We start from the raw sequence: 25,531 nt of genomic DNA, 5'->3' as shown, positions 1-25,531 counted from the left end.
GAGGGCGGCACCATGTGTCCCGCTGGATCGGGGGAGACGGCGGCGCACCGTGGGTAGGGACAGCGCGACGTCGGAGAGAGGTTGCGATGGCCGGACAATTCGATCAGGTGGGCCACGGCGGGCCTGACCGTTACCTGCCGATCGCCGAGCACGGCCTGATCGGCGACCTGCGCACCGTGGCGCTGGTGGGCACCGACGGCACCATCGACTGGTACTGCTGCCCGACCTTCGATTCGCCCAGCGTCTTCGGCTCGATCCTCGACGCCGGCAAGGGCGGAGCGTTCGAGCTGGCCGCGAGTGTGGCCGCGAAGACCAAGCAGTTCTACTTCCCCGACACCAACGTCCTGATCACCCGGTTCTTCACCGAGGGCGGCGTGGGCGAGATCCAGGACTTCATGCCGGTGACCAGCGACTCGGGCGAGGCCCGGCGCCACCGGCTGATGCGGCGGGTCATCTGCGTGCGCGGGTCGATCCCGTTCCACGCGCGGGTGGCGCCCCGGTTCGGCTACGGCGCGCTGCCGCACCGCGTTCGCGAGCACGACGGGATCGTGGTGTTCGAGTCGGAGGAGCTGTCGCTGGCGCTGACCGCCACAGTGCCCGTCGAATGCGACGACCTGGACGCCAGAGCGGCCTTCACCCTTGAGGAGGGCGAGTCGGAGGTGTTCGCGCTCGACCAGGTCGGCGGCGGAGTGATGCCGCGCGCGTGCGCGTACACCGAGGCCGAGGACGAGTTCGCCGCCACGGTGACGTTCTGGCGGCGGTGGTTGTCGGCCTCCCGCTACCGCGGCCGGTGGCGGGAGATGGTGCACCGGTCCGCGCTGACCCTCAAGCTGCTCACGTACGCGCCGACGGGTGCGATCGTCGCCGCGCCGACGACGAGCCTGCCCGAGCAGGTCGGCGGCGAGCGCAACTGGGACTACCGCTACCTCTGGGTGCGCGATGCCGCCTTCGCCGTCTACGCCCTGCTCCGGCTGGGGTTCACCGGCGAGGCCGAGGCGTTCATGAACTTCCTGACCCGCCGCGTCACCCAGTGCGCCGACGGCCCCTCAGGGCCGCTCCAGATCATGTACGGCATCGACGGGCGCACCGACCTGCCCGAACGCGAGCTCGACCACCTCGAAGGACACCAGGGCTCCGCCCCCGTGCGGGTCGGCAACGCCGCCGCGGGCCAGCTCCAGCTCGACATCTACGGAGCGCTCATCGACTCCATCTACCTCTACGACAAGTGGGGGCAGCCCATCTCCAGCGACCACTGGGACGAGGTCTGCGGCCTGGTGGACTGGGTCTGCGACCACTGGGACCAGCCCGACGAGGGCGTCTGGGAGACCCGCGGCGGGCGCAAGAACTTCCTCTATTCGCGGCTGATGTGCTGGGTGGCGATCGAGCGGGCCATGCGGATGGCCAACCGGCGCGGCCTGCCCGCCGACATCCCGCGCTGGCGGCTCGCCCGCGACGCGATCTACCGCAAGCTCATGCGCCGCGGCTGGTCCAAGGAGCGCAAGGCGTTCATGCAGTATGAGGACGGCGACGTGCTCGACGCCGCCGTCCTCATGATGCCGCTGGTGAAGTTCATCTCGCCCACCGACCCGAAGTGGCTGGCCACCCTCGACGCGCTCACCGCCGAGCTGGTGTCCGACTCGCTGGTCTACCGCTACGATCCGCAGGCCAGCCCCGACGGCCTGCGCGGGGAGGAGGGCACGTTCTCCATCTGCTCGTTCTGGTACGTCGAGGCGCTCGTGCGCGCGGGCCGCGTGGAGGAGGGCAGGCTGGCGTTCGAGAAGATGCTGACCTACGCCAACCACGTGGGCCTGTACGCCGAGGAGATCAGCCGCAGTGGCGAGCAGCAGGGCAACTTCCCGCAGGCCTTCACCCACCTGGCGCTGATCAGCGCGGCGTTCAACCTCGACCGCGCGCTCGGCTGAGGCTCAGCCCTCGGCCAGGTGGGTCCTGAGCACGTCGGCGAGCGGCTCGCGCCGGTCGCACGCGTCGAACGCGAAGCAGCCGGCCAGCCGCTCGGCCTCATCGGGGCTCACGCCCTCGAAACACCGGCCGAAGTCGCCGACCATCGGCTCGGCGAGCATGATGGTGCGCACGAGCGTCTGGAGCCACGTGGCGTCCCGGTGTCGCGCATGAACGCGGTGCGGCGCAGGAACGTGCGCTCCACCGCGTCGCGGTCGAAGAACTCGCCCCGCGTCACCCCCGGGTAGGTGCTGCCCGCGGCGATGCCGGGCAGCGCGTAGTCGTGCGCCGTGTAGACCGTGTTGGGGAAGGGGCCGCCGAAGATGGAGAAGTCGGTGGAGTAGCGGTTGCCGTCGAGGAAGAGCACGTGGCGGCGGTCGACGGCGCGGACGGCGTGTTCGAGCCGCTCGTAGAAGGGCCCGATGGCGGTGCCGGAGGCGTCGGCCGGCTCGTTGACGGGGTTGTAGCCGGCCACCTCCGGCCGGTCCTTGTAACGTTCGGCGATCGCCTCCCACAGGTGCACGACGCGGTCCTGGAAGTGGCGGTGGTTCCAGAACTCCGCCCAGTGGGTGGGGTTGTCGCTGTGCCAGTGCTGGTTCTGCCTGCCGGGCAGGCGTGCAGGTCGAGGATCGTGTAGAGGCCGGCTTCGGCGCACAGGCCGACCACCCGGTCGAGCCAGGCGAAACCCTCCTCCTTCAGCTCGAACGGCCGGTCGTCGTCCTCGAAGTGGCGGTAGCCGAACGGCACCCGGACCGAGTTGAGGCCCAGCGACGCCAGGTAGGCCGCGTCGGCGGCGTCGAAGAAGTCGGTGAGGAAACGGTGGAAGAAGCGGGTGTAACCCTCCTCGCCGAGCGCCCGGCGCAGGGCGGCGCGCTGCAGCGACTCGGTGGCGGGGTAGCCGGTGATGAAGTTCTCCATGTTCATCCAGCCGCCGAGCCCGACCCCGGCCAGGGTGACGGTCTGGCCCGACTCGCCGGCCAGCCGGTCCCCGCGGGCGCCGATCCACTGCATGTGCTCTCCTCCTCCTCCTAGGACGGCGCGGGCCCCGTGCTGTCGCGGATGAGCAGCCGGGGCTGGAAGCGCACGTTGTAGCCGCCGCTCTCGCCGTTCATCAGCGCCCACAGCCGGTCCCACGCCTGCCGGCCCAGCTCGTTCTTCGGGATCGACACCGTGGTCAGCGGGGGAGTGGTGTAACGGGCGAACGGGATGTCGTCGAACCCGGTGACGGACACGTCGCCGGGCACCCGTACGCCCAGCTCGTGCAGGCCGGTCAGCGCGCCGGAGGCCACCATGTCGTTGAACGCGACCACCGCGCTCGCGCCGCACTCCAGCACCGCGCCGGCCGCGGCGTGGCCGTCGTCGAACATCGAGCCGCACGGCAGCTCCGTCAGTGTGAACCCCGGGGTGCCGGCCGCCGCGGCGCGCAGCGCGGCGAGCCGCAGCGCGTGCGAGGAGCTGGCCTCGGGACCGCTCAGGTAGGCCAGGTGGTGGTGGCCGAGCCCGGTGAGGTGGGAGACCAGGTCGGTGATGCCCGCGACGTTGTCGACCGACAGCGACGGGGCGGCCAGGCCGGGGACGTCCCGGTAGACGAGCACGAAGGGCGCCAGGCGGTCGCTGAGCTCGCGCAGCCGCTCGTCGGGGGCGCGGGGCGAGGCCAGCACGAGCCCGTCGGAGTTGCGCCGCGCCTCGATCGCCAGGATCGCCTCCTCCTCGGCGTCCTCGTTGGACTCGGCCACCAGCAGCTGGCGCCCCGCCTTGCCCGCGGCCTGGCTGAGCCCGCGCAGCACGCCCTGGAACAGCGGGTTGGCCAGGTCGGGGACGACGAGAGAGATCGTGCCCGTGCGGCCGAGCGCGAGGCTTCGGGCGGCCACGCTCGGCTCGTAGTCGAGCGCCTGCGCGGCCGCGCGCACGCGGGCGGCGAGCTCCGGTCTTACGGTGGTGGAGCCGTTCATCACCCGCGACACGGTGGCGCGGGAGACGCCCGCGGCCTCGGCGACCCGGCTGATGGTCGCCGCGCCCGCCGGCCGTGGCCCGCGCCTCCCCGCCGATCCCGGCTGGGAGGCCGGCTCTTGCTGGTCTTCTGCACGCTCTCCGGTGCCTGCCCTCATCCGCTCCCCCTGCACGCTCCGGCCGTTTCGCCTGCATGCATTAAATCGCCGAGCCGTGACGAGCGCGCCCGCAGCCGGGCGCGCTCGCAAGATACCGGTTTCTGAATAGGTCTGCAACCGGTTGCCGCAGCAGCCGGAAGGAAATTTCATTCCGACATCGCCGCAGTTCAGTGCCTTGCTCGACAAGTCAGTGCCTCGCTCGACAAGCGTTGACACCCTCCACTGGCTCTGTTAGAAACTGGTTACTCACTGGCCGGACGGCACCTTGGCCCCGGTCGCCCTGACGCGCGCATCCCCCCGCGCGATTGGCAAAGGGTGGTCTATGAGCAACCGTTTGACCCCGGCCATCGCCCCGCCCGAGCGAGAGCCCCCTCTCGCGCGTGGAGCGCGGCGGCGACGGCGGTCCACGCCGGGCGGCCCCGCGCGCGACCGCATCGGCTATCTCTTCCTGACGCCGTGGCTCATCGGCATGGCGCTGTTCACCGTGGGTCCGATCCTGGCCTCCCTCTATCTGTCGTTCACCGACTACACCCTGCTCAAGCCGCCCGAGTGGCTGGGGCTGGACAACTACCGGCAGATGCTGGAGGATCCGCGGCTGCACAAGTCGCTCGCGGTCACGTTCGTCTACGTGTTCGTGTCGGTGCCCGTCCAGCTGGTCCTGGCGCTGGCGCTGGCGCTGCTGCTCAACCGGGGCGTGCGCGGGCTGGGCTTCTACCGCTCGGTCTACTACCTGCCGTCCCTGCTCGCGGGCAGCGTGTCCGTCGCGATCCTGTGGCGGCAGATCTTCGGCAAGGAGGGCCTGGTCAACCAGGTGCTCGCGATGGCCGGCATCGAGGGCGTCAGCTGGGTCGCCCACCCCGACTTCGCGCTGGGCACGCTCGTCGTGCTCAACGCGTGGACGTTCGGCGCGCCGATGGTGATCTTCCTGGCCGGTCTGCGCCAGATCCCGCACTCCTATTACGAGGCGGCGGAGGTCGACGGCGCGGGCCCGGTGTCGAGGTTCTTCCGCATCACGCTCCCGCTGCTGACGCCGATCATCTTCTTCAACCTCGTGCTGCAGCTGATCGGCGCCTTCCAGAGCTTCACCCAGGCGTTCGTGATCAGCGGTGGCCGCGGCGGCCCGTCCGACGCCACCCTGCTCTACACGCTCTATCTCTACGAGCGCGGCTTCGGCTCCTTCGACATGGGCTACGCCTCCGCGATGGCGTGGGTGCTGCTGGCCATCATCGCCGTCCTGACCGGACTCAACTTCCTCTTCGCCAAGCGGTGGGTGTTCTATGGCAACTGAGCTGAGGCCTTCGCGCCGCCGGTCGTGGCGGTTGCCGAAGCACGTGCTGCTCATCGGCTTCGGGTTGGTGATGCTCTATCCGTTGTTGTGGATGGTGTCGAGCTCCGTCAAGCCCACGGAGACGATCTTCCGTGACCCCTCGATCTGGCCGACCGAGCTCGACCTGGGCAACTACGTCGAGGGCTGGGGGGCGCTGAGCCACCCGTTCCACTATTACCTGTGGAACTCCGCGGTGATCGCGATCCTGGCGGTGGCCGGCAACCTGCTGTCGTGCTCGCTGGCGGCCTACGCGTTCGCCCGGCTGAAGTTCCGGGGCCGCAACTTCTTCTTCGCCGCGATGCTGGCCACGCTGATGTTGCCCATCCACGTGCTCATCGTCCCCCAGTACGTGCTGTTCTCCCAGCTCGACTGGATCAACACCAACCTGCCGCTGGTAGTGCCGAAGTTCCTGGCGCACGATGCGTTCTTCATCTTCCTGATGGTGCAGTTCGTCCGCGGCCTGCCCCGCGAGCTCGACGAGGCGGCCCGCATCGACGGTTGCGGCCACATCAGGATCTACTGGCGGATCATCATCCCGCTGTCGGTTCCCGCGCTGGCGACCTCGGCGCTGTTCACGTTCATCTGGACCTGGAACGACTTCTTCAGCCAGCTCATCTTCCTGACCGATCCCGAGTTGTGGACGATGCCGGTGGCGCTGCGGTCGTTCATGGACGGCCAGGGCGAGACGGCCTGGGGCGAGCTGTTCGCCATGTCCATCGTCGGGCTGATGCCCATCTTCGGCTTCTTCCTCGCCGGTCAGCGTTACCTGACCCAGGGCATCGCGACCACGGGCTTCAAGTGACCCCGGCACGGCGTGCCTCACGGGCATCCCTCCACGGGCGATTAAAACGTTCTATCTCAGGAGAAAGGAAAGGACCGATGTCACGAAGGTCCAGAAGGCTCGCGGCACTCTGCCTGGCCGGCGTCATGCTGGCGGTCTCCGCCTGCGGCGGCGGGTCGTCGGAGAGCGACGACGGCACCGTCGAGCTGCGCTTCGGCTGGTGGGGCAACAACGACCGCGCCGATGCCACCCAGAAGGTCATCGACACGTTCCAGGCCAAGAACCCCGGCATCACGGTCAAGGGCTCCTACACCGACTTCAACTCCTACTTCGACCGGCTGGCCACCGAAGTGGCCGCCGGGCGCGCGCCCGACGTCATCACGCTCGGCGGCGCCTACCCGCGCGAGTACGGCGACCGCGGCGCCCTGCTCGACCTGTCCAAGGTGAACCTCAAGATGGACAAGATCGGCGCGGCGGCGCTGGACAACGGCAAGTTCGGCGGCGTCCAGTACGGCGTGCCCTCCGGGGTCAACACGATCGCCACCGTGATCAACCCCGCCGTGTTCGAGAAGGCGGGCGTGGAGGTGCCCGACGGCGACACCTGGACCTGGGACGACTTCGAGCGCATCACCAAGGAACTGGCCGGCAAGCTGCCCAAGGGCACGTTCGCGCTGGCCGACCCCACCAGGACCGACATGCTGGACGCGTACTCACGCCAGCGCGGCGAGGCCCTCTACACCGCCGACGGCAAGGTCGCCATCAGCGCCAAGACGCTGGTCGACTGGTGGACGATGACGCTCGAACTGCGTGACGCCGGGGCGACCCCGCCCGCCTCGCAGACGGCCGAGCTCATCACCCAGCCCGCCCCCGAGCAGTCGCTGATGGGCCGCGGCCTGGCCGCAGTGCAGTTCGACTGGAGCAACCAGCTCACCGCGCTGACCAAGGCCGCGGGGGCGCCGCTGAAGCTCATCCGGGTGCCCGGCGAGACCGGCGCCACCCAGCCGGGCATGTGGCTCCAGGCGTCCCAGATCTACAGCATCAACGCCAGGAGCGAGCACCCTGAGGAGGCGGCCAAGTTCGTGGACTTCCTGGTGAACAGCGCCGACGCCGGGAAGATCATCCTCGCAGACCGCGGCATCCCGGCCAACTCCGACGTGCGGGAGGGCATCGCGAGCGTGCTCGGCGAGGAGGAGAAGGCCCAGGCCGAGTTCATCGACGACCTGACGCCCAAGGCGGGCCCGCCGCTGGTGATCGGACCCGCGGGCTCCACCGACACGCCCAAGATCCTCGACCGGGTCAACGCCGAGGTGCTGTTCGACCGGCAGAAGCCGGCCGAGGCGGCCGCCGACTTCATCCAGCAGGTCGGGACGGCGATCCAGCAATGACCGAGGCCGGGATCGACCGCCGTGCGCTCGTCGGCCGGCACGCGGTCGAGGTGACGCGGATCGTGCCGGAGTCGCCGCTGTCGGTGGGCAACGGGGAGTTCTGCTGCACGGTCGACGTCACCGGGTTGCAGACCTTCCCGGGCAGCCACCCGGTCGAGGACCGCACCGCTGCCGGGCCGGGGACGCTGCTGGCCACCATGTCCGCGTGGGGCTGGCACAGCGTTCCCGGCGCGTACGAGCTGTCGGAGACGACGCGCACGTACGACACGCCGCGCGGGCCGGTGCCGTACGTGGACATGGCGGGCGATCTGAGCGGCTCGGGCGAGTCGCCCGCCTCGGCCGCCGAGGCGTGGCTGCGGGCCAACCCGCACCGGCTGGACCTCGGCCGGATCGGGTTCGCCGCGACCGGCGGCCCGCCGCTGACCCCCGGCGACCTCACCGGGATCCACCAGCGGCTCGACCTGTGGACCGGCGTGATCACCAGCCGTTACCGGCTGCGTGGCGCGCCGGTCCAGGTCACCACCGCCTGCCATCCCGAGCGCGACGTGCTCGCCGTGCGGGTCGAGTCGCCGTTGCTGGCGAGCGGTCTCGCGGTGCGGCTGGCGTTCCCGTACGGGTCGCAGGCGTGGGGGAACGCGGCCGACTGGTCGCGTCCCGGCGCGCACACCTCGAAGGTGTGCCCCTCCCCGGGCGGGTGCACGGTGGAGCGGGTGCTCGACGGCACCGCCTACGACGTGGCGGTGGCCATGAACGGCGGCGGCCGGGCCGCGCCGGGCGGGCCGCACGAGGTGCTGCTCACCTTCACCGAGCCGGCCGCCGAACTGGTGGTCGCCTTCACGCCCGCCGGCGGCGGTGGCGAACTTCCCGGCTTCGGCGAGGTCGTCGCGGCGTCCGGCCGCCACTGGGCGCGCTTCTGGAGCACGGGCGGCGCGGTGGACCTGTCGGGCGGCGACGACGCGCGGGCTCCCGAGCTGGAACGCCGCGTCGTGTTGTCGCAGCACCTCACCGCGATCCACTGCGCCGGCTCCACTCCTCCGGCGGAGACCGGGCTCATGGCCAACAGCTGGCGGGGCCGCTTCCATCTGGAGATGCACTGGTGGCACGCGGCGCACTTCCCCCTGTGGGGGCGGGCGGAGCTGCTCGAACGCAGCCTCGGCTGGTACGCCTCCATCCTGCCGCGGGCCCGCGAGACGGCCAGGGCACAGGACTGCCCAGGGGCGCGCTGGCCCAAGCAGGCGGGCCCCGACGGACGGGAGAGTCCCAGCCCGATCGGGCCGTTCCTGCTCTGGCAACAACCGCATCCGATCTTCCTGGCGGAGCTGGTGCGCCGCGCGGCCGGCCCCCGGGCGCTGGCCGAGTACGCCGACATCGTGCTGGACACGGCCGCGTTCATGGCCGCCTTCGCGACCAAGGGGCCAGGCGGGTACGGGCTGGGGCCGCCGCTGGTGCCGGCCCAGGAGTCGTACGCGGACGTGCGGGCGAGCGCCGCCAACCCGACGTTCGAAATCGCGTACTGGTCGTGGGCGCTGGCGGTGGCCCAGCGCTGGCGGCGGCTGCTGGGCCTGGCGCCCGAGCCGGTGTGGGCGGTGGTCGCCGCCGGCATGGCCCGCCCGCTGGTGCGCGACGGGGTCTACGCCGCGATGGACGCTCCGCCGTACACGGTGCGGGACGACCACCCGTCGATGTTGTACGCCCTGGGCTTCGTCCCGCCCACCCGGCTCATCGACCCGGAGATCATGCGCGCGACGTTGCGCGACGTGCTCGCCGCCTGGGACTGGGAGAGCACGTGGGGCTGGGACTACCCGGCCATCGCGATGACCGCGACCCGGCTCGGCGAGCCGCGGACGGCGGTGGACGCCCTGCTGATGCCCGTGGCCAAGAACGCCCACCTGCCGAACGGCCACAACCGGCAGACCGCGTCCCTGCCCGTCTACCTGCCGGGCAACGGCGGCCTGCTGGCGGCGGTCGCCCTCATGGCCAGGGGCTGGGACGGTGGCCCGCCCGTCCCAGGTTTTCCCTCCTCCTGGCAGATCCGCCACGAGGGCCTGCTGCCGTTTCCCTGACCCTGTGACGGTCCCGCCCGGTCCTCCCAGAAAGGGGCAACGGACGGCCCCGATCGGGGAAAGGAGGGTTGAAAGAGCCTTCGCCCGGCCAGTTGGCATGGCACGGGGGTGGAGATGGCGAAGCCGAGGGTCGTGGTCGTGGGGGCGGGGTTCGGCGGGTTCTCCTGCCTGCGGGGCCTGGAACGGAAGTTGCCTCCGGGCGCCGCGGAGCTCGTCCTCGTCAACCCTTCCGACTACCACCTCTACACCCCGCTGCTTCCGCAGGTCGCGGCCGGCGTCGTCAACCCGGCCGACGCGGCGGTCCCGCTGCGGGGCCTGCGGCGCACCCGGCTCAAGCCGGGGGAGGCGATCGGAGTCGACCTGGACGCGCGCACGGTGACGGTGCGCGACCGCGACGGGAACGTCAGCGGCATCGGATGGGACCGGCTCGTGCTCGCCCCCGGCAGCGTCACCCGCACGTTCGACATCCCCGGCTTGAAGGAGCACGCGCACGGCTTCAAGACCATCGTCGAGGCGGTCTACCTGCGCGAGCGCGTGCTGGCGCAGCTCGAACTGGCCGACGGGCTGCGCGATGGGGCCGAGCGTGCGGCCTACACCACCTTCGTGGTGGTGGGCGCGGGGCTGGCGGGCACGGAGTACGTCGCGCAGATGCGGATGTTCGTGCGCTCGGCGCTGGCCGCCTACCCCCGGCTGCGGGCCGAGCACATCCGCTGGATCATCGTCGACCCCGGCCATCGGATCCTCTCGCACCTGGACCCCAGGTTGTCCGAGCGCGCGCTGGCCATCCTGCGTTCCCGGGACGTCGAGGTACGGCTCGGCGCTGTCGTCGACCGGCTGACCGCTGACACGGTCCACCTGAGCGACGGCACCACGGTGGCGTGCCGGCTGCTGGTGTGGACGGCGGGCGTCGCCGCCGGACCCCTGGTGGGCGAGCTCGGTCTGCCGATGGAGAAGGGCCGGCTCGTCGTGGGCGCCGACCTGGCCGTCCCCGGACGGCCCGACGTCGTCGCCCTCGGGGACGCGGCGGCGGTGCCCGACCTGACCCGCCCGGGATCGGTGTGCCCGCAGACCGCCCAGCACGCGATGCGGCAGGGCCACGCCGCCGCCCGCAACGTCGCCGCCGGTCTCGGCCACGGGCGGGCCCGGCCGTACCGGCACCGCGACCTGGGCGCCGTGGCCGATCTGGGCGGCGGGCAAGCCGTGGCGGCGCCGTTCAACCTGCGGGTGACGGGCCGGGCGGCGTCGGCGATCACCGGCGCGTACCACCTGTTCGCCCTGCCCGCTGCCGGCAACCGGCTCCGCGTCGCCGCCGACTGGGCGCTGGCCGGCCTGCTCAGCCGCCAGACCGTCAGTCTCGGGCTGGTCCCGGACGCCGCCGCCGAGCTCTCCCGGGCCGAACAGCTGAGCATCCGGCCTCCCGCTGAGCGGAAGCCCGCCGGGTGACGCCACCACCGCCACCACCGACCTGCGCATCCACACGCTGGCCCACGACCCGCAGTGCCGTGTCGCGCTGGCCTGGCAGAACACGGCCTACAACCAGCCGCCCCACCCGAGCTTCTTCATCGGCTCGGGCACGAGCACTCCGGCACGCCCGAATATCTGCGTACGCTGAAACGACCGGCCATCAGCCGATCTCCTGGGCCGTCCGCGGGCCGTGATCTGCACATGAGGGCCGTGTCAGAGCACGATCGATCACGGCCCTCATCCGCCGCTCGAATCCCGGCCGGAGGCGTCTTACGTCGGCAACCGCCCGGCGTGGTCTGGAGTAGTGCTCGGCCTTGCCGAGCTCCCTGCCTCGATGGCGCATGCCTCGCCTTTCCCCGGGCAGTGGGCGCGGCACGACCGGGCACCGCTCGCCCACGCGCGTCTCACTGGGCCGAACGCCGTTGAGCGCCACCTTGTCTCGGTCGAATGATCCAGACCGGTAAGTCATTCAGGAGGACAGCTTGAGGGCGTACCTGCTCACGGGCTTCGGTGGTCCGGAGAAGCTTGAGTATCGTGAAGACGTTGCCGATCCCGTTCCGGCGACCGGTGAGGTCCGGGTGCGCGTCACCGCGGCCGGAGTGAACAACACCGACATCTGGACTCGCGAGGGCGCCTACGGCGATCCGGACTCGGGTCACCCGTCGGCATGGCGTGGAACGATGACCTTTCCCCGGATCCAGGGCGCCGATATCGTCGGCCACATCGACCAGGTGGGCGAGGACGTACCAGTCGAACGCATCGGCGAACGGGTGATCGTCGACCCTGTCCTGTATTCCGGTAACGAGAAGGACCTCGCGTCCTCCGGGCTCATGGGCAGCGAACGTGACGGCGGCTTCGCCGAATTCGCCACTGTCCCGGCGGCGAACGCGCTGCCCGTCGACAGCACGCTCGACGACGCCGAGCTGGCGTCGTTCCCCACGGCGTACCAGACCGCCTACCGGATGGTCGAACGCGTCGGGCTCGGCGAGAGCGAAAGTGTCCTGGTGACCGGGGCGTCCGGCGGAGTCGGTTCCGCGTTGGTCCAGCTGGCCAAGGCGCGCGGCTCGCATGTGGTCGCGGTCGTCGGTCCGGGGAAGGAGCAGCAGGCGTTGCAGGCCGGCGCCGATGCCACCCTCGGCAGGGGTGCGGTGCCAGAACGGGAGTCGGTGGATGTCGTGGCCGATGTGGTCGGCGGCCCGTCGTTCTCCGCGTTGCTGGACGCTCTGCGCCCGCTCGGACGCTACGTCACCGCCGGAGCCATCGCGGGTCCTGTCGTCAACATGGATCTGCGCGGCGTCTACCTCAAGGAACTGACCCTCGTCGGTTCCACCGTGAGCACGCACGAGCAGTTCGCCGCCCTGGTACGGGAGATCGAACAGGGTGGGCTGCGGCCTTTCGTCGCGGGCACGTATCCGTTGCGCGAACTGCCTCGGGCGCAACAGGACTTCGTCTCCAAGAAGTTCTTCGGCAAGCTCGTCATCACCCCGTAGCGCTTGGTCAGCGCCTTGAGTGCAAGATGCCAGGGAGGAAGCCGCCCGCTCGACGGCCCGCGGGCCGATCTCACCTGCGGACCGTCACCCTCGGTTGTGACCGCCTCGGCGCCGGTCCTGCCCCGCCGACAGCTTCTTCACCCCAGGCCGCCGTCCACCCGCAGCACCGTCCCGGTCACGTAGGAGGAGCGGTCGCTGAGCAGCCATGCGGCAGCCTCGGCGACCTCTTCGGGCTCGGCCGCGCGCCGCAGCGAGGTCCGCGCGTTGAGCTGCTCGACGATCCCGGGCGAGACGGCCTCCCAGGCGTGGACCATGTCGGTCAGCGTGGTGCCGGGGGCGATCCCGTTGACCCGGATGCCCTCCGGGCCATAGGTGGCGGCGGCCGACTCGGTGAGGCTGTTGAGCGCCCGCTTCATCGCGCCGTAGGCGGGCAGCACGGGGTTCGGCCCCCAGCTGCCGACGGTGGAGGTGTTGACGATCGCCCCGGTCCCGGCAGTGGCCCGGATGGCGGCCACCTCCGCGGACATGGCGACCCACTGTCCCTTGAGGTTCACGGTGTACATCAGGTCGAAGTCGGCCTCCGGCATCCGGTCCATCGGCGCCGGCGGCACCGCCGTCGCGCCGTTGTTGAAAGCGACGTCGAGCCTGCCGTACAGCTCCACGGCCCGGTCCACCGCGGCGCGCACGCTGCCCGCGCCGGCCAGGTCGCACACGACGTGGTCGGCGGTGCCGCCCGCCGCCCGGATCTCCTCGGTCACCGCCTTGAGCTGGCCCTCGGTCCGGGCGGCGAGCAGCACCGTGGCGCCCTCCCGGGCGAACAGCCGCGCCGCGGCGGCGCCGATGCCGCGCCCGGCGCCGGTGACGAAGGCGACCTTGCCGGCCAGCAGGCCCGTGTCCGTGTCATCAGTCATGGCATCGAGCCTCGTCCCCGCCACGGAGCTCAGCCAGGCACCGGCGGTACCTGGCTGAGCACGGCGCCGGCCACGCATAGTGGAAGCGTGGACAGACAGGAACTGGCCGCCTTCCTGCGCAGCAGGCGGGAACGGATCGCCGCCGCCGACGTGGGCCTCCCGGCCGGGCGGCGGCGCCGCACCCCTGGGCTGCGCCGCGAGGAGGTGGCCCAGCTCGCGTACATCTCGACGGAGTACTACACCCGCCTCGAACAGGCCCGCGCCCCGCGCCCGTCCCGCGAGGTGCTGACCGGGCTGACCCGGGCGCTGCGCCTTTCGGACGCCGAACGCGACCACCTGCACCACCTGGCCGGCGCCCCGCCGGGCCCGCCGCCCGGCCCGTGCCGCGAGGTGCACCACAGCATCCTCGACCTGCTGGACCGGCTGCCGCAGGCCGCCGCGATCGTGTTGTCCGCCACCTACGAGGTGATCGCCTGGAACGACCTGGCGGCCGCCCTGATGGCGGACTTCTCCGCGCTGCCGCGGCGCGACCGCAACCTGGTCCGGCACGCTTTCCTCGGGTCGCACCCGGACGGGTCCCGGCTGCTCGCGGAGGCGGACCGGGCCGCGTTCGCCCACGAAGCGGCCCGGCGGCTGCGCGCCGCCGCCGCCCGCTACCCCGGCGCCCCCGAAGTGACCGAACTGGTGGCCGAGCTCCTGGCCGGCAGTGCGGAGTTCGCCCTGGTGTGGGCCTCGCACGACGTGTCCCCCGAGCCAAGCCTGCGCAAGACCCTGCACCACCGGCTGGTGGGCCCGATCACCCTCAACTGCAACGTGCTGGACATCTCCGACCGGGACCAGCACGTGGTGATCTACACAGCCGACCCGGGCTCACCGGCCGAGGACGCGCTGCGGCTGCTTTCGGTGATCGGCACCCAGAGCATGAACACGCCAGGCTGAACCGCCCGATCAAGAACGCGCCGGCGCACCGCTTCGTCGTGCACCAGCGCTCGACCGTGAACGTGGATCCCGCGAGGGCGGAGCGCTGCACCAGCACCCGGTCGGCCGCACCGGCCTCACCGACCGGCTCGGCGCGGCTCGGGCCGCGTCGTCGCACCGGAGATGCCACCCCACGGCTCCGGGATGGAGGCCGCCGCCCGGGGGCATCGGCCGGCGTCCACGCGCGCAGCGCCGGGCCGGTTTCGGCAGGGGCCAGGCGGTGCCGCGCCGGTCGGAGGGTCGACGGCGAGGGCCGGGGTTCGGGTGGCGATCGCGGTCGCTGGGCCCCTGTGCCCGTGGAGAGTCCGCCGGCAGCCCGGAACGATCCGCCTCCAAGACCTCTTCCCCGATCCTCGCCCCCTCCCTGTGGACGAAGTCCCGCACCGGTGCGCCGGCCGGACGCCGTCCCGGGAATGTGCCGTACGTGTCCTGGAGACAGGAGCGGACCGCGCCGCGGAACTTCTCGCCCCGCACCAGGCCGGCCAGCTCGATCCAGGCTTCGAGCCGGGTGTTTCCGGGTGCGCCGGCAGGTAAGTGGGACGATGCGGCGAACGGGAGGTGGATGTGACCGGTATCAAAGTGGCAGGGGACAAGAAGCTGATGCTGTTCTCTGGGCGCGCGCATCCCGACCTGGCCGCCGAGGTGGCCCGGCACCTGGGGACCGAGGTGACGCCGACGGAGTTGCGCGAGTTCGCCAACGGCGAGATCTACGTACGGTTCGAGGAGTCCGTCCGCGGGTGCGACGCCTTCGTGATCCAGTGCCACACCTCCCCGATCAACACCTGGATCATGGAACAGTTCATCATGGTCGACGCGCTCAAGCGCGCCTCGGCGCGTCGCATCACCGTGGTGGCGCCGTTCTTCGGCTACGCCCGGCAGGACAAGAAGCATCTCGGCCGCGAACCGATCTCCGCCCGGCTGGTGGCCGATCTGTTCGCGGCGGCGGGCGCGGACCGCCTCATGGCCGTCGATCTGCACACAGCGCAGATTCAAGGTTTCTTCGACGGCCCGGTGGATCATTTGCACGCCCTGCCGCTGCTGGCCGAGTACGTCACCAGCCAGGTGGGCCCGGCGCGGCTGACCGTTGTGGCGCCGGACGCGGGGCGGGTCCGCGTCGCCGAACGATGGACCGACCGGCTGGGCTGCCCGCTGGCGATCATCCACAAGCGCCGGGACGTTGCGCGGCCGAACCTGGTGAACGTCCACGACGTGGTGGGCGAGGTGGCGGGCCGTACCTGTGTGGTCATCGACGACATGATCGACACCGGCGGTACGGTGGTGCGGGCCGCCGAAGCCCTCACCGCCAGGGGCGCCACGCAGATCATCGCGGCCGCCACGCACGGAGTGTTCTCCGGGGACGCGGTTGAGCGACTGGCGAAGGCGAACCTGTCGCGGCTGGTCATCACCAACACGCTGCCCAGCCCTGAGACGGTCCCGTCGGATGGGCTGGTCGTGCTGTCCATCGCCCCGCTACTGGCGCGCGCCATCAGCGAAGTGTTCACCGAGGGATCGGTGACCAGCCTGTTCGAGGGCGAGAGCTGAGCAGGTGTCGCCTGGCTGGGGTTCGGGCCACCTCACGCAGGGACAGTCAGAGCCGGTGCGTTGGTGGACTGTCGCAATTACGACTAGACCGTCCGAATGGAACGGAGGAAAGCGGGCAGAGGTCGCATCATGCCAGGAAGGGGATGGCTGGCCCGGTGGCCGGTGATTCGCCAGCTCACAGGCGAGGACGGCAGGAGCGATGCGGCGCGGTCGGCCCGCACCGACGCGCTGCGCCCCCGCACCGAGGACGCCGACACGGTCGCCCGCTCGATCTGCCCCTACTGCGCGGTCGGCTGCGGCCAGCTCGTCTACGTCAAGGACGGCCCTGGCGGTCGCAAGGTCACCCAGATCGAGGGCGATCCCGACTCGCCCATCTCCCGGGGACGGCTCTGCCCCAAGGGCTCGGCCAGCAAGCAGCTCGTCACCCATCCGGGCCGCCAGACCCAGGTGCTCTACCGCCGGCCGTACGGCACCGCCTGGGAGCGGCTCGACCTGGACACCGCGATGGAGATGATCGCCGACCGGGTGGCGCGCACCCGGCGGGAGACCTGGGAGGAGACCCACGAGGGCAGGGTCGTGCGCCGCACGCTGGGCATCGCCAGCCTGGGCGGGGCGACGCTCGACGACGAAGAGAACTACCTGATGAAGAAGCTCTACACCGCCCTCGGCGCCATCCAGGTCGAGAACCAGGCCCGTATTTGACACTCCTCCACCGTCCCCGGTCTGGGGACCAGCTTCGGGCGTGGCGGCGCGACCACCTTCCAGCAGGACCTGGCAGGCGCGGACTGCATCGTCATCCAGGGCTCCAACATGGCCGAATGCCACCCCGTCGGCTTCCAGTGGGTGATGGAGGCCAAGGCGCGCGGGGCCAGGGTGTTCCACGTGGACCCGCGCTTCACCCGCACCAGCGCGCTGGCCGACCGGCACCTGCCGATCCGCGCGGGCAGTGACATCGTGCTGCTCGGTGCGCTGATCAAACACGTGCTGGAGAACGAGCTGGACTTCCGCGAGTACGTGCTGGCCTATACGAACGCCGCCACGATCGTGTCCGAGGACTTCCGCGACACCGAGGACCTCGACGGCCTGTTCTCCGGCTGGGACCAGGAGACGGCCACGTACGACCCCAGAAGCTGGGCGTACGAGCCCTCGGGTGGGCAGCCCCCGGCCGATCAGGCGGAGGGCGGGCCCAGGGACGCCGAGGCGGCCGGCCCGGACACCTACGGGGCGGGCGGGCCCGGCGCGCACCCCAGCCCGCGCACCGACCCGACGCTGACCCACCCGCGCTGCGTCTACCAGATCGTGAAGCGGCATTTCGCCCGCTACACCCCGGAGCTGGTCGAGCGGCTGTGCGGCATCCCGCGCGACGGCTTCGCCGAGCTGGCCGATGCCGTGACCGCCAACTCCGGCCGCGAGCGCACCACCGCCTGGGTCTACTCGGTCGGCTGGACCCAGCACACCGTCGGCGTGCAGTACATCCGCACCGCCTCGATTTTGCAGCTGCTCCTCGGCAACATGGGACGGCCCGGCGGCGGCATCCTGGCGCTGCGCGGCCACGCCAGCATCCAGGGCTCGACCGACATCCCGACGCTGTTCAACATCCTGCCCGGCTACCTGGACATGCCGCACGCCGGGCGGCACGGCGGCCTCGACCACTACCTGGAGGTGGAGGGCGGCACGACGGGCTTCTGGGGCAACCGGCGCTCCTACGCGGTGAGCCTGCTCAAGGCGTGGTGGGGCGAGGCCGCCACCGAGGAGAACGACTTCTGCTTCGGCCACCTGCCGCGCATGACCGGCGACCACGGCCACTACACCACCGTGATGGGCCAGATCGACGGCACCGTGAAGGGCTATTTCGTGGTGGGGGAGAACCCCGCCGTCGGCTCCTCCGGCGGCCGGGCGCAGCGCCTCGGCCTGGCCAACCTCGACTGGCTCGTCGTCCGGGACCTGACCCTGGTGGAGACCGCCACGTTCTGGCTGGACGGCCCGGAGCTGGAGACGGGCGAGCTGCGCACCGAGGACATCGGCACCGAGGTGTTCTTCCTGCCCGCCGCGAGCCACGTGGAGAAGGAGGGCACGTTCACCAACACCCAGCGGCTGCTCCAGTGGCGGGAGAAGGCGCTCGACCCGCCCGGCGACTGCCGCAGCGAACTGTGGTTCTACCACCACCTCGGCAAGCTCCTCAGACAACGGATGACCGGCGACGAGATCGACCGGCCGGTACGCGAGCTGACCTGGGACTACCCGGAGCACGGCGTGCACAGGGAGCCCTCGGCCGAGGCCGTGCTCCGCGAGATCAACGGGGTCGGCCCCGACGGGCGGGCCCTGTCCAACTCCACCCAGCTGCGGCCCGACGGCTCCACGGCGTGCGGCTGCTGGATCTACTGCGGCGTGTACGCCGACGAGGTCAACCAGGCCGCCCGCCGCCGGCCCGGCCGGGAGCAGAGCGCCGTGGCGCCCGAATGGGGCTGGGCCTGGCCGGCCAACCGGCGCATCCTCTACAACCGGGCCTCCGCCGACCCCGAGGGCAACCCGTGGAGCGAGCGCAAGGCGTACGTGTGGTGGGACGCCGAGCGCGGCGAGTGGACCGGGCAGGACGTGCCCGACTGCGAGATAGGCAAGCCGCCCGGCTACGAGCCGCCCGAAGGCGCCCGCGCCCAGGCCGCGCTCGCCGGGACCGACCCGTTCATTATGCAGTCCGATGGCAAGGGCTGGCTGTACGTGCCGGCCGGCCTCGTCGACGGCCCGCTGCCCACCCACTACGAACCGCACGAGTCTCCGGTCGCCAACCCGCTCTACGCCCAGCAGGCCAACCCGGCCCGGCGCACCTACCACCGGCCCGAGAGCCCGTACAACGCGCCCGGGGGACGTTTCCCGTACGTGCTGACGACGTACCGGCTGACCGAGCACCACACGGCGGGCGCGATGAGCCGTCCGCTGGCCTACCTCGCCGAGTTGCAGCCCGAGCTGTTCTGCGAGGTGTCGCCGCAGCTCGCCGGCCACCTGGGGCTGGCCAACGGCGGCTGGGCCACGATCGTGACCAGCCGCGCCGTCGTGGAGGCCAGGGTGCTGGTCACCGGGCGGATGCGGCCGCTGCGCGTCGAGGGCAGGGTCGTCCACCAGGTCGGCCTGCCGTACCACTGGGGCTGGGGCGGAGGCGGCCTGGTCACCGGTGACGTCGCCAACGACCTGACGCCGCTGGTGCTCGATCCGAACGTCTACATCCAGGAGGGCAAGGCCATGACCTGTGACGTGCGGCCGGGCCGCCGGCCGAGGGGCCGGGCGGCGCTGGATCTGCTGGAGAGGTACCGCCATGGCTGAGCGGATGGGGTTCTTCACCGACACGAGCGTCTGCATCGGGTGCAAGGCGTGCGAGGTGGCCTGCAAGGAGTGGAACCAGATTCCCGACGACGGCTTCGTCTTCGAGGCGACCTCGTACGACAACACCGGCACGCTGGGGGCGAACACCTGGCGGCACGTCGCGTTCATCGAGCAGTCACGGCCGGTGCTCGCCGGCGACGAGGAGGGCGTGGACCGGTGGCTGATGTCGTCCGACGTGTGCAAGCACTGCACGCACGCCGCCTGCCTGGACGTCTGCCCGACCGGGGCGCTGTTCCGGACCGAGTTCGACACGGTGGTGGTGCAGTCGGACATCTGCAACGGGTGCGGCTACTGCGTGCCCGCCTGCCCGTACGGCGTGATCGACCGGCGGGAGGACGACGGGCGGGCCTGGAAGTGCACGATGTGCTACGACCGCCAGCTCGGCGGCCTCGAACCGGCCTGCGCCAAGGCGTGTCCCACCGACTCGATCCAGTTCGGGCCGCTCGACGAGCTGCGGGAGCGCGCCGAGGAACGGGTGACCCGCCTGCGCGCCGACGGGCACGAGGAGGCCCGCCTGTACGGCGAGAGCCCTGGCGACGGCGTGGGCGGGGCGGGGGCGTTCTTCCTGCTCCTGGACGAGCCCGAGGTGTACGGCCTGCCGCCGGATCCCGTGGTGACCACCCGTGACCTGCCGGCCATGTGGCGCTGGGCGGGCGCGGCCGCGCTGTCGGCGGCAGGCGCCGTGGCCCTCGCCTTCCTCGGGCCGTCGCGCAGGGGGGAGCGGCGGTGACGCGGGAGCGGGCGGTGGTGCCGGAGGCGGAGTTCCGGTCCTACTACGGCCGTCCGGTGCTCAAACCGCCCGTCTGGCACGAGCCCCACATGCCGACATATCTCTATCTGGGAGGGATGTCGGGAGCCTCGTCCACCATAGCCGTCATGGCCCGGCTGACCGGTCACACCCGGCTGGACCGCACCGCCCGCGTCGCGGCGGCGGCCGGGGCGTCCCTCGGAGCCGCCCTGCTCGCCGCCGAGCTGGGCAGGCCGGAACGGTTCCTCAACATGTTGCGGGTCTTCAAGCTCACCTCCCCGATGAGCGTCGGCTCGTGGATCCTCGCCGCCCAGGGCGGGCTGTCGGCGGCTGCCCTGACCGGCGACCTGACCGGCGTCCTGCCGGCCGCGGGCGACGCGGCGCTGCTGGCCACGGGAGTGACCGGGCCACTGACCGCCACCTACACCGCCGTCCTGGTCGCCGACACCGCCGTGCCCGCCTGGCACGAGGCGTACCGGGAGCTGCCGTTCTTGTTCGCGGGCAGCGCGATGGCCGCGGCGGGCGCGGTCGCCATGCTCGGCACGCCCCGGGCCCACGCCGGCCCGGCCCGTGCCGTGGCCGCGCTCGGGGCGGCCACGGAGACGGTCGCGGGCGAGGTGCTGGAACGGCGGCTCGGGTTCGTCGGGGAGCCGTACCGGACGGGACGGGCCGGCCGGCTCATGCGTGCCGCGCGTGCTCTGACGGTGGGCGGCGGGCTGCTCGCCGTGGTCGCAGGGCGCAGCCGCGCCCTCACCGCCCTGGCCGGGGCCGCCCTCACGGCAGGCTCCCTGTGCACCCGCTTCGGCATCCTGGAAGCGGGCCGCGCCTCGGCCGCCGACCCGAAGTACACCGTCGTCCCCCAACGCCGACGCCTCGACGCGGCCTCGACGCCGGCTCCCGACGGCGACGGCACTCATGCGGGACGCCTCACACACGACGCCGGCTCCGACGGCGACGGCACTCACGCGGGACACCTCACACACGGGGCGGGCTCCTGACGGCGGGGTCCGCGCGAGGGGCGCGTCACACGCGACGCTGTGCCCGCCCACGTCCCCAGCGCTTCGCGGGCGATCCGTCCTGGACGGCACGCCGCCCGAGCCGCGCGGTCAGCGCAGGCGGAGGTGGGGACCGTCCAGGGGGACCAGCTCCCCGATGACCGGAGCGCCCGTGACCTCACCGGCGACCAGCAGACCGCCCGACGTCTGGGCGTCGGCCAGCAACAGGAGCTCGTCCTCGCCGAAGCCGCCGGGGTCGAGCCGGGGCCGTACCCAGTCGAGGTTGCGGCGGGTGCCGCCGCTCACGTAGCCGTCGCGCAGCGCCTGCCGGGCGCCCTCCAGGTACGGCACCGCCGCCACGTCCACCACCGCCGTCACGCCGCTCGCCCGGGAGAGCTTGTACAGGTGCCCGAGCAGGCCGAAGCCGGTCACGTCCGTGGCGCACTCCACCCCGGCGGCCAGCGCGGCCCGCGCGCCGTCGCGGTTCAGCGTGGTCATCGCGGTCACCGCCTGCGCGAACACCTCGCCCGTCGCCTTGTGCCGCGCGTTGAGCACGCCGATGCCGAGCGGCTTGGTCAGCGAGATCGGCAGGCCGGGCCGGGCGGCGTCGATGCGCAGCAACCGTGCCGGGTCGGCCAGGCCGGTGACCGCCATGCCGTACTTCGGCTCCGGGTCGTCCACGCTGTGGCCGCCGGAGACGTGGCAGCCCGCCTCCCGCGCCACGTCCAGGCCGCCGCGCAGCACCTCCTTCACCAGGTCGAGCGGGAGCCGATCGCGGGGCCAGCCGAGCAGGTTCACCGCGACGAGGGGCTCCCCGCCGACCGCGTACACGTCGGACAGGGCGTTGGCCGCCGCGATGCGCCCCCAGTCGTACGGGTCGTCTGCCACGGGCGTGAAGAAGTCGGCGGTGACCACGACCGCCCGGTCACCGCCGATCCGTACCACGGCGGCGTCGTCCCCGTCGTCCAGCCCCACGATCAGCTCCCCGGCCGGTGAGCCGGTGGCGCCGGGGTGCGGCGCCTTGAGGCCGGCGACGATGGTCTCCAGCTCGCCGGGCGGGATCTTGCAGGCGCAACCGCCTCCGTGCGCGTACCGCGTCAGCCGGACCGGGCCGTCCTCCACCGGGTTCGCAGGTGTCATGGCCGTCCTCACTGCAGTTCGCGTGTGCCGCCGGGTCACCTACCCCGTGGTGGGTAGGTTCTCCCCTGGAGGCGTCTGGGCGCCTGGTGGCCCCCGCGGTCTTCAAAACCGACGAGGTCGAGGTCCTCGGCCTGGCGGGTTCGATTCCCGTCCGCCTCCGCTTATGTTCGGGAACATGGACCGTCGCAGGCTGGTGCCGCGCACCGACGCCGTGCTCGCCGACCCGCGCCTCGTGGAGGCGGGCGGGCGGCTGGGCAGGCCGGTGGTCAAGGCGGCGGTGGCGGCGGCCCAGGACCGGGCGCGGCAGGGCGAGATCGACCCCGCGGACGTGGCCGACGCGGCGGTGGCGGCGCTCCCGGCGCACGCGGCGAGCCTGCGCCCGGTCGTCAACGCCACGGGCGTGCTGATCCACACCAACCTCGGCAGGGCGCCGCTGTCGGCGGCGGCCGTCGCGGCGATGACCGCCGTCGCGGGGCCCGCCGACGTGGAGTTCGACCTGGCGACGGGCGCCAGGGCACGGCGGGGACGGGGCGCGGTCGAGGCGCTCGCCGGAGCCGTGCCCGCGGCGGCGGACGTGCACGTCGTCAACAACAACGCCGCCGCTCTCGTCCTGGTCGCCACCGCGCTCGCCGCCGGGCGGGAGATCCTCATCAGCCGGGGCGAGCTGGTGGAGATCGGTGACGGGTTCCGCATCCCCGACCTGCTCGCCTCCACCGGGGCGCGGCTGCGCGAGGTGGGCACCACCAACCGCACCTCCGCCCGCGACTACGCCGACGCGGTGGGGCCGCGGACGGGGTTCGTGCTCAAGGTCCACCCGTCGAACTTCCGGATCGAGGGTTTCACCGGCGCGGCGGAGGTGCCGGAGCTGACCGGGCTGGGCGTGCCCGTCGTCGTGGACATCGGCTCGGGCCTGCTGGTCCGCGAGCCGCTGCTGCCCGCGGAACCGGACGCCACCACCATGATCGAGTCGGGTGCCGACCTGGTGACGGCCAGCGGTGACAAGCTGCTCGGCGGGCCGCAGGCGGGCCTCCTCCTGGGCCGCGGCGACCTGGTCGAGCGTTGCCGCCGGCACCCGCTCGCCCGCGCGCTGCGGGTGGACAAGCTCACGCTCGCCGCGCTGGAGGCGACGCTGCGCGGTCCCGTGCCGCCGGTCCGGGAGGCGCTGCACGCCGGCCCGGCGGTGCTGGCGAGGCGCGCCGCCGTCCTGGCCGGCCGTCTGGCAGGTGCCGGGGTCGACGCGTTGAACGTGCCGAGCACGGCCGCCGTGGGGGGTGGCGGCGCGCCCGGCGTGAGGCTGCCGAGCGCCGCCGTGAGCCTGCCAGAACGGCTCGCCGTCCCGCTGCGGACGGGCGAGCCGCCGGTCGTCGGCCGGATCGAGCACGCCCGCCTGCTGCTGGACCTGCGCACCGTCCCGCCCGAGCGCGACGACGACGTGGAGCGCGCGGTGCTGGCGGCCGCGGAGGTGCGGGGCTGATGCACGTCGTGGCCACCGCGGGTCACGTCGACCACGGCAAGTCCACCCTGGTACGCGCGCTCACCGGCATGGAGCCCGACCGGCTGGACGAGGAACGCCGGCGCGGCCTGACCATCGAGCTCGGCTACGCGTGGACGGCACTCCCGTCGGGAGAACGGCTCGCGTTCGTGGACGTCCCGGGCCACGAACGGTTCCTCGGCACGATGCTCGCGGGGGTCGGGCCCGTGCCGGCCGTCATGGTCGTGGTGGCGGCCGACGAGGGGTGGATGCCCCAGTCGGAGGAGCACCTGGTGGCCCTGGAGGCCCTCGGGGTGCGACACTGCCTGCTCGTGGTGACCCGGTCCGACCTCGCCGATCCGGCCCCGGTGGTCGCGCAGGCCCTCGCCCGCCTGGACACGGCCGGCCTCGGCGAGGTGGAGGCGGTCGCCGTGAGCGGGCGCACCGGCCAGGGGCTGCCCGAGCTGCGGCAGGCACTGGACCGGCTCGTGACCGGGCTGCCCCGGCCCGATCCGGCCGCAGCGGTACGGCTCTGGATCGACCGGGCGTTCAGCGTGACCGGCAGCGGGACGGTGATCACCGGCACGCTGCCCGCAGGAACGGTCTCGGTGGGCGACGAACTGCTGCTCGCCGGCGAGCCGGTGCGGGTCAGAGGGCTCGAGTCGCTGAAGGAGCCGCGGGACACGGTGACCGGGGTCGCCAGGGTGGCGGTCAACCTGCGTGGCCATGACGTCCCAGGCCGCGGGCATGCGCTCGTCACGCCGGGCGGCTGGACGTACACGGACCTGGTCGACGTGCGCGTCGCCCACGTGGGGGGACCGCGGCGCGAGGCCGCCGGGTTGCCCCGGCGGCTGACGGTCCACGTCGGGTCGGCGGCGGTGGCGGCCGAGGCGCGGCCGCTCGGCGGGCGCGTCGTGCGGCTGCGGCTGGCCCGGCCGGTGCCGCTGCACCTCGGCGACGTGCTGCTGCTGCGTGATCCCGGGCGTGCCCGGTCGGAGGCGCGGGTGCTGGCCGGGGCGAGCGTCCTCGACGTGCGCCCGCCCGCCCTGGGTCGCAGGGGCGCCGCCAGGCGGCGGGCGGCCCAACTGGAGTCGGCCCGGTTGGAGTCGGCGCTGCTGGAGCCCGCCGCGCCCGGCACGGCGTACGCGCTGCGCCTGCACCGGTTGCTGCGCGCCGCCGACCTGCGCGCCATGGGTGTCGAGCCGGACACTCCAGGAACGTCAGGGGAGTGGTACGCCGATCCGGGGCACTGGAAGGATCTCGGCCGGCGGCTCGTGGAGGCGGTGCGGCACTACGCGGCCGGCCATCCCCTGGATCCCGCCATGCCGATCGAGGCGGCCCGCCACGAGCTGGGCCTGCCCGACCGGCGGCTGGTCGCCACGCTGGTACGGCCGCCGCTCACGCTCGCCGGAGGGCGGATCGCGGCCGGGCCCGGGGGCCTGCCGGAGCCGGTGGCCAGGGCGGTCGAGCGGCTGAGACGGGACCTGGCGGCGCGGCCCTTCCACGCGCCGGACGCGGGGCGGCTGGCCGAGCTGGGGCTGGGCCCGCGGGAACTGGCCGCGGCAGAACGGGCCGGAAGCCTGCTGCGCGTGGGCGAAGGAGTCGCGCTGCTGCCGGGAGCCGACGCGCGGGCGGCCGAGCTGTTGAGCCGGCTGCCGCAACCGTTCACGGTCAGCCAGGCCAGACACGCCCTCGGCACCACCCGCCGCGTCGTCGTGCCGCTGCTCGAACACCTCGACAGAGCCGGCCTCACCGAACGGGTGGACGAGGTGCACCGGCGCTGCAGATGAT

Annotated in this window: 19 protein-coding genes, 1 tRNA gene and 1 pseudogene; 16 read left to right on the top strand and 5 right to left on the bottom strand. The window is 72.5% G+C overall.

Features of this window, described 5'->3' with window-relative positions:
- Nucleotides 1-86 precede the first annotated feature (86 nt).
- Nucleotides 87-1,922: a glycoside hydrolase family 15 protein gene (locus E1294_RS09455; protein ID WP_132506874.1), complete on the top strand. Its 1,836-nt coding sequence runs from the start codon at nt 87-89 to the stop codon at nt 1,920-1,922.
- Nucleotides 1,923-2,029: 107 nt separating this feature from the next.
- Here E1294_RS09455 and E1294_RS09450 read toward each other — a convergent pair whose 3' ends face one another.
- The 3 genes and pseudogenes from E1294_RS09450 to E1294_RS09445 all read right to left on the bottom strand — a co-directional run bounded on the left by E1294_RS09450 (nt 2,030) and on the right by E1294_RS09445 (nt 4,067).
- Nucleotides 2,030-2,614 (bottom strand): glycoside hydrolase family 5 protein, encoded by a 585-nt coding sequence (locus E1294_RS09450; protein WP_342775033.1) that lies wholly within the window; start codon nt 2,612-2,614, stop codon nt 2,030-2,032.
- 38 nt (nt 2,615-2,652) lie between these two features.
- A pseudogene (locus tag E1294_RS57715) lies at nt 2,653-2,877 on the bottom strand (glycoside hydrolase family 5 protein); the annotation flags it as partial.
- A 110-nt stretch (nt 2,878-2,987) separates the two neighbouring features.
- Entirely contained in the window at nt 2,988-4,067 is a 1,080-nt protein-coding gene (locus tag E1294_RS09445; protein ID WP_132506872.1) for a LacI family DNA-binding transcriptional regulator, read from the bottom strand.
- 322 nt (nt 4,068-4,389) lie between these two features.
- Here E1294_RS09445 and E1294_RS09440 point away from each other — a divergent pair, with 322 nt between their 5' ends.
- The 7 genes from E1294_RS09440 to E1294_RS09415 all read left to right on the top strand — a co-directional run bounded on the left by E1294_RS09440 (nt 4,390) and on the right by E1294_RS09415 (nt 12,577).
- Entirely contained in the window at nt 4,390-5,355 is a 966-nt protein-coding gene (locus E1294_RS09440) for a carbohydrate ABC transporter permease (protein ID WP_132506870.1), read from the top strand.
- Nucleotides 5,345-6,196 (top strand): carbohydrate ABC transporter permease, encoded by an 852-nt coding sequence (locus E1294_RS09435; protein ID WP_132506868.1) that lies wholly within the window; start codon nt 5,345-5,347, stop codon nt 6,194-6,196. The genes E1294_RS09440 and E1294_RS09435 overlap by 11 nt, the downstream gene beginning before the upstream one ends.
- A gap of 77 nt (nt 6,197-6,273) precedes the next feature.
- Complete coding sequence (locus E1294_RS09430) at nt 6,274-7,560, top strand: ABC transporter substrate-binding protein (RefSeq protein WP_220447639.1); 1,287 nt, start codon at nt 6,274-6,276, stop codon at nt 7,558-7,560.
- Nucleotides 7,557-9,623, top strand: a complete 2,067-nt coding sequence (locus E1294_RS09425) for a hypothetical protein (RefSeq protein ID WP_132506866.1) — start codon at nt 7,557-7,559, stop codon at nt 9,621-9,623. The genes E1294_RS09430 and E1294_RS09425 overlap by 4 nt, the downstream gene beginning before the upstream one ends.
- A gap of 114 nt (nt 9,624-9,737) precedes the next feature.
- Nucleotides 9,738-11,066 carry an NAD(P)/FAD-dependent oxidoreductase gene (locus E1294_RS09420; protein WP_132506864.1) on the top strand — a complete coding sequence of 443 codons (1,329 nt, stop codon included), beginning with the start codon at nt 9,738-9,740 and terminating at the stop codon, nt 11,064-11,066.
- Nucleotides 11,044-11,235: a rhamnogalacturonan lyase family protein gene (locus tag E1294_RS55605; RefSeq protein WP_425465199.1), complete on the top strand. Its 192-nt coding sequence runs from the start codon at nt 11,044-11,046 to the stop codon at nt 11,233-11,235. The genes E1294_RS09420 and E1294_RS55605 overlap by 23 nt, the downstream gene beginning before the upstream one ends.
- A gap of 334 nt (nt 11,236-11,569) precedes the next feature.
- Nucleotides 11,570-12,577, top strand: a complete 1,008-nt coding sequence (locus tag E1294_RS09415; RefSeq protein ID WP_132506862.1) for a zinc-binding dehydrogenase — start codon at nt 11,570-11,572, stop codon at nt 12,575-12,577.
- Nucleotides 12,578-12,714: 137 nt separating this feature from the next.
- Here E1294_RS09415 and E1294_RS09410 read toward each other — a convergent pair whose 3' ends face one another.
- Nucleotides 12,715-13,488, bottom strand: coding sequence for an SDR family NAD(P)-dependent oxidoreductase (locus E1294_RS09410; protein ID WP_132506860.1), 774 nt, complete (start codon nt 13,486-13,488; stop codon nt 12,715-12,717).
- Between the two features lie 87 nt (nt 13,489-13,575).
- Between E1294_RS09410 and E1294_RS09405 the strand changes: the two genes are divergently transcribed.
- The 5 genes from E1294_RS09405 (at nt 13,576) to nrfD (ending at nt 21,132) form a co-directional block, all read left to right on the top strand.
- Nucleotides 13,576-14,427, top strand: a complete 852-nt coding sequence (locus E1294_RS09405) for a helix-turn-helix transcriptional regulator (RefSeq protein ID WP_132506858.1) — start codon at nt 13,576-13,578, stop codon at nt 14,425-14,427.
- A gap of 603 nt (nt 14,428-15,030) precedes the next feature.
- Nucleotides 15,031-16,008: a ribose-phosphate diphosphokinase gene (locus E1294_RS09395; RefSeq protein ID WP_132506856.1), complete on the top strand. Its 978-nt coding sequence runs from the start codon at nt 15,031-15,033 to the stop codon at nt 16,006-16,008.
- A 129-nt stretch (nt 16,009-16,137) separates the two neighbouring features.
- A complete protein-coding gene (gene fdh, locus E1294_RS09385) occupies nt 16,138-19,326 on the top strand; it encodes a formate dehydrogenase (RefSeq protein WP_165977192.1) in 3,189 nt (1,062 codons plus the stop codon).
- Nucleotides 19,319-20,116: a 4Fe-4S dicluster domain-containing protein gene (locus E1294_RS09380; protein WP_132506850.1), complete on the top strand. Its 798-nt coding sequence runs from the start codon at nt 19,319-19,321 to the stop codon at nt 20,114-20,116. The genes fdh and E1294_RS09380 overlap by 8 nt, the downstream gene beginning before the upstream one ends.
- Nucleotides 20,113-21,132 carry an NrfD/PsrC family molybdoenzyme membrane anchor subunit gene (gene nrfD / locus E1294_RS09375; RefSeq protein WP_246082899.1) on the top strand — a complete coding sequence of 340 codons (1,020 nt, stop codon included), beginning with the start codon at nt 20,113-20,115 and terminating at the stop codon, nt 21,130-21,132. The genes E1294_RS09380 and nrfD overlap by 4 nt, the downstream gene beginning before the upstream one ends.
- A 108-nt stretch (nt 21,133-21,240) precedes the next feature.
- Here nrfD and selD read toward each other — a convergent pair whose 3' ends face one another.
- Entirely contained in the window at nt 21,241-22,269 is a 1,029-nt protein-coding gene (gene selD / locus E1294_RS09370; protein ID WP_132506848.1) for a selenide, water dikinase SelD, read from the bottom strand.
- Between the two features lie 67 nt (nt 22,270-22,336).
- On the opposite strand from selD, the gene E1294_RS52565 reads away from it, so the two are divergent.
- The 3 genes from E1294_RS52565 (at nt 22,337) to E1294_RS09360 (ending at nt 25,530) form a co-directional block, all read left to right on the top strand.
- Nucleotides 22,337-22,430 (top strand) — tRNA-Sec (locus tag E1294_RS52565).
- Between the two features lie 14 nt (nt 22,431-22,444).
- A complete protein-coding gene (gene selA, locus E1294_RS09365) occupies nt 22,445-23,743 on the top strand; it encodes an L-seryl-tRNA(Sec) selenium transferase (protein WP_132506846.1) in 1,299 nt (432 codons plus the stop codon).
- Nucleotides 23,743-25,530: a SelB domain-containing protein gene (locus E1294_RS09360; RefSeq protein WP_132506844.1), complete on the top strand. Its 1,788-nt coding sequence runs from the start codon at nt 23,743-23,745 to the stop codon at nt 25,528-25,530. The genes selA and E1294_RS09360 overlap by 1 nt, the downstream gene beginning before the upstream one ends.
- Nucleotide 25,531 lies beyond the last annotated feature (1 nt).

It is taken from the genome of Nonomuraea diastatica (assembly GCF_004349015.1).
In the GTDB taxonomy this organism is placed as follows: Bacteria; Actinomycetota; Actinomycetes; order Streptosporangiales; family Streptosporangiaceae; genus Nonomuraea; species Nonomuraea diastatica.
This window is presented reverse-complemented; position numbering and strand designations above follow the sequence as displayed.

Coding starts and splice junctions, on each gene's coding strand:
- selA (WP_132506846.1), top strand. CDS start 22,445: ATGGACCGTCGCAGGCTGGTGCCGCGCACCGACGCCGTGCTCGCCGAC.
- E1294_RS09445 (WP_132506872.1), bottom strand. CDS start 4,067: ATGAGGGCAGGCACCGGAGAGCGTGCAGAAGACCAGCAAGAGCCGGCC.
- E1294_RS09425 (WP_132506866.1), top strand. CDS start 7,557: ATGACCGAGGCCGGGATCGACCGCCGTGCGCTCGTCGGCCGGCACGCG.
- E1294_RS09380 (WP_132506850.1), top strand. CDS start 19,319: ATGGCTGAGCGGATGGGGTTCTTCACCGACACGAGCGTCTGCATCGGG.
- E1294_RS09420 (WP_132506864.1), top strand. CDS start 9,738: ATGGCGAAGCCGAGGGTCGTGGTCGTGGGGGCGGGGTTCGGCGGGTTC.
- E1294_RS09455 (WP_132506874.1), top strand. CDS start 87: ATGGCCGGACAATTCGATCAGGTGGGCCACGGCGGGCCTGACCGTTAC.
- selD (WP_132506848.1), bottom strand. CDS start 22,269: ATGACACCTGCGAACCCGGTGGAGGACGGCCCGGTCCGGCTGACGCGG.
- E1294_RS09360 (WP_132506844.1), top strand. CDS start 23,743: ATGCACGTCGTGGCCACCGCGGGTCACGTCGACCACGGCAAGTCCACC.
- E1294_RS09430 (WP_220447639.1), top strand. CDS start 6,274: ATGTCACGAAGGTCCAGAAGGCTCGCGGCACTCTGCCTGGCCGGCGTC.
- E1294_RS09410 (WP_132506860.1), bottom strand. CDS start 13,488: ATGACTGATGACACGGACACGGGCCTGCTGGCCGGCAAGGTCGCCTTC.
- E1294_RS09440 (WP_132506870.1), top strand. CDS start 4,390: ATGAGCAACCGTTTGACCCCGGCCATCGCCCCGCCCGAGCGAGAGCCC.
- E1294_RS09435 (WP_132506868.1), top strand. CDS start 5,345: ATGGCAACTGAGCTGAGGCCTTCGCGCCGCCGGTCGTGGCGGTTGCCG.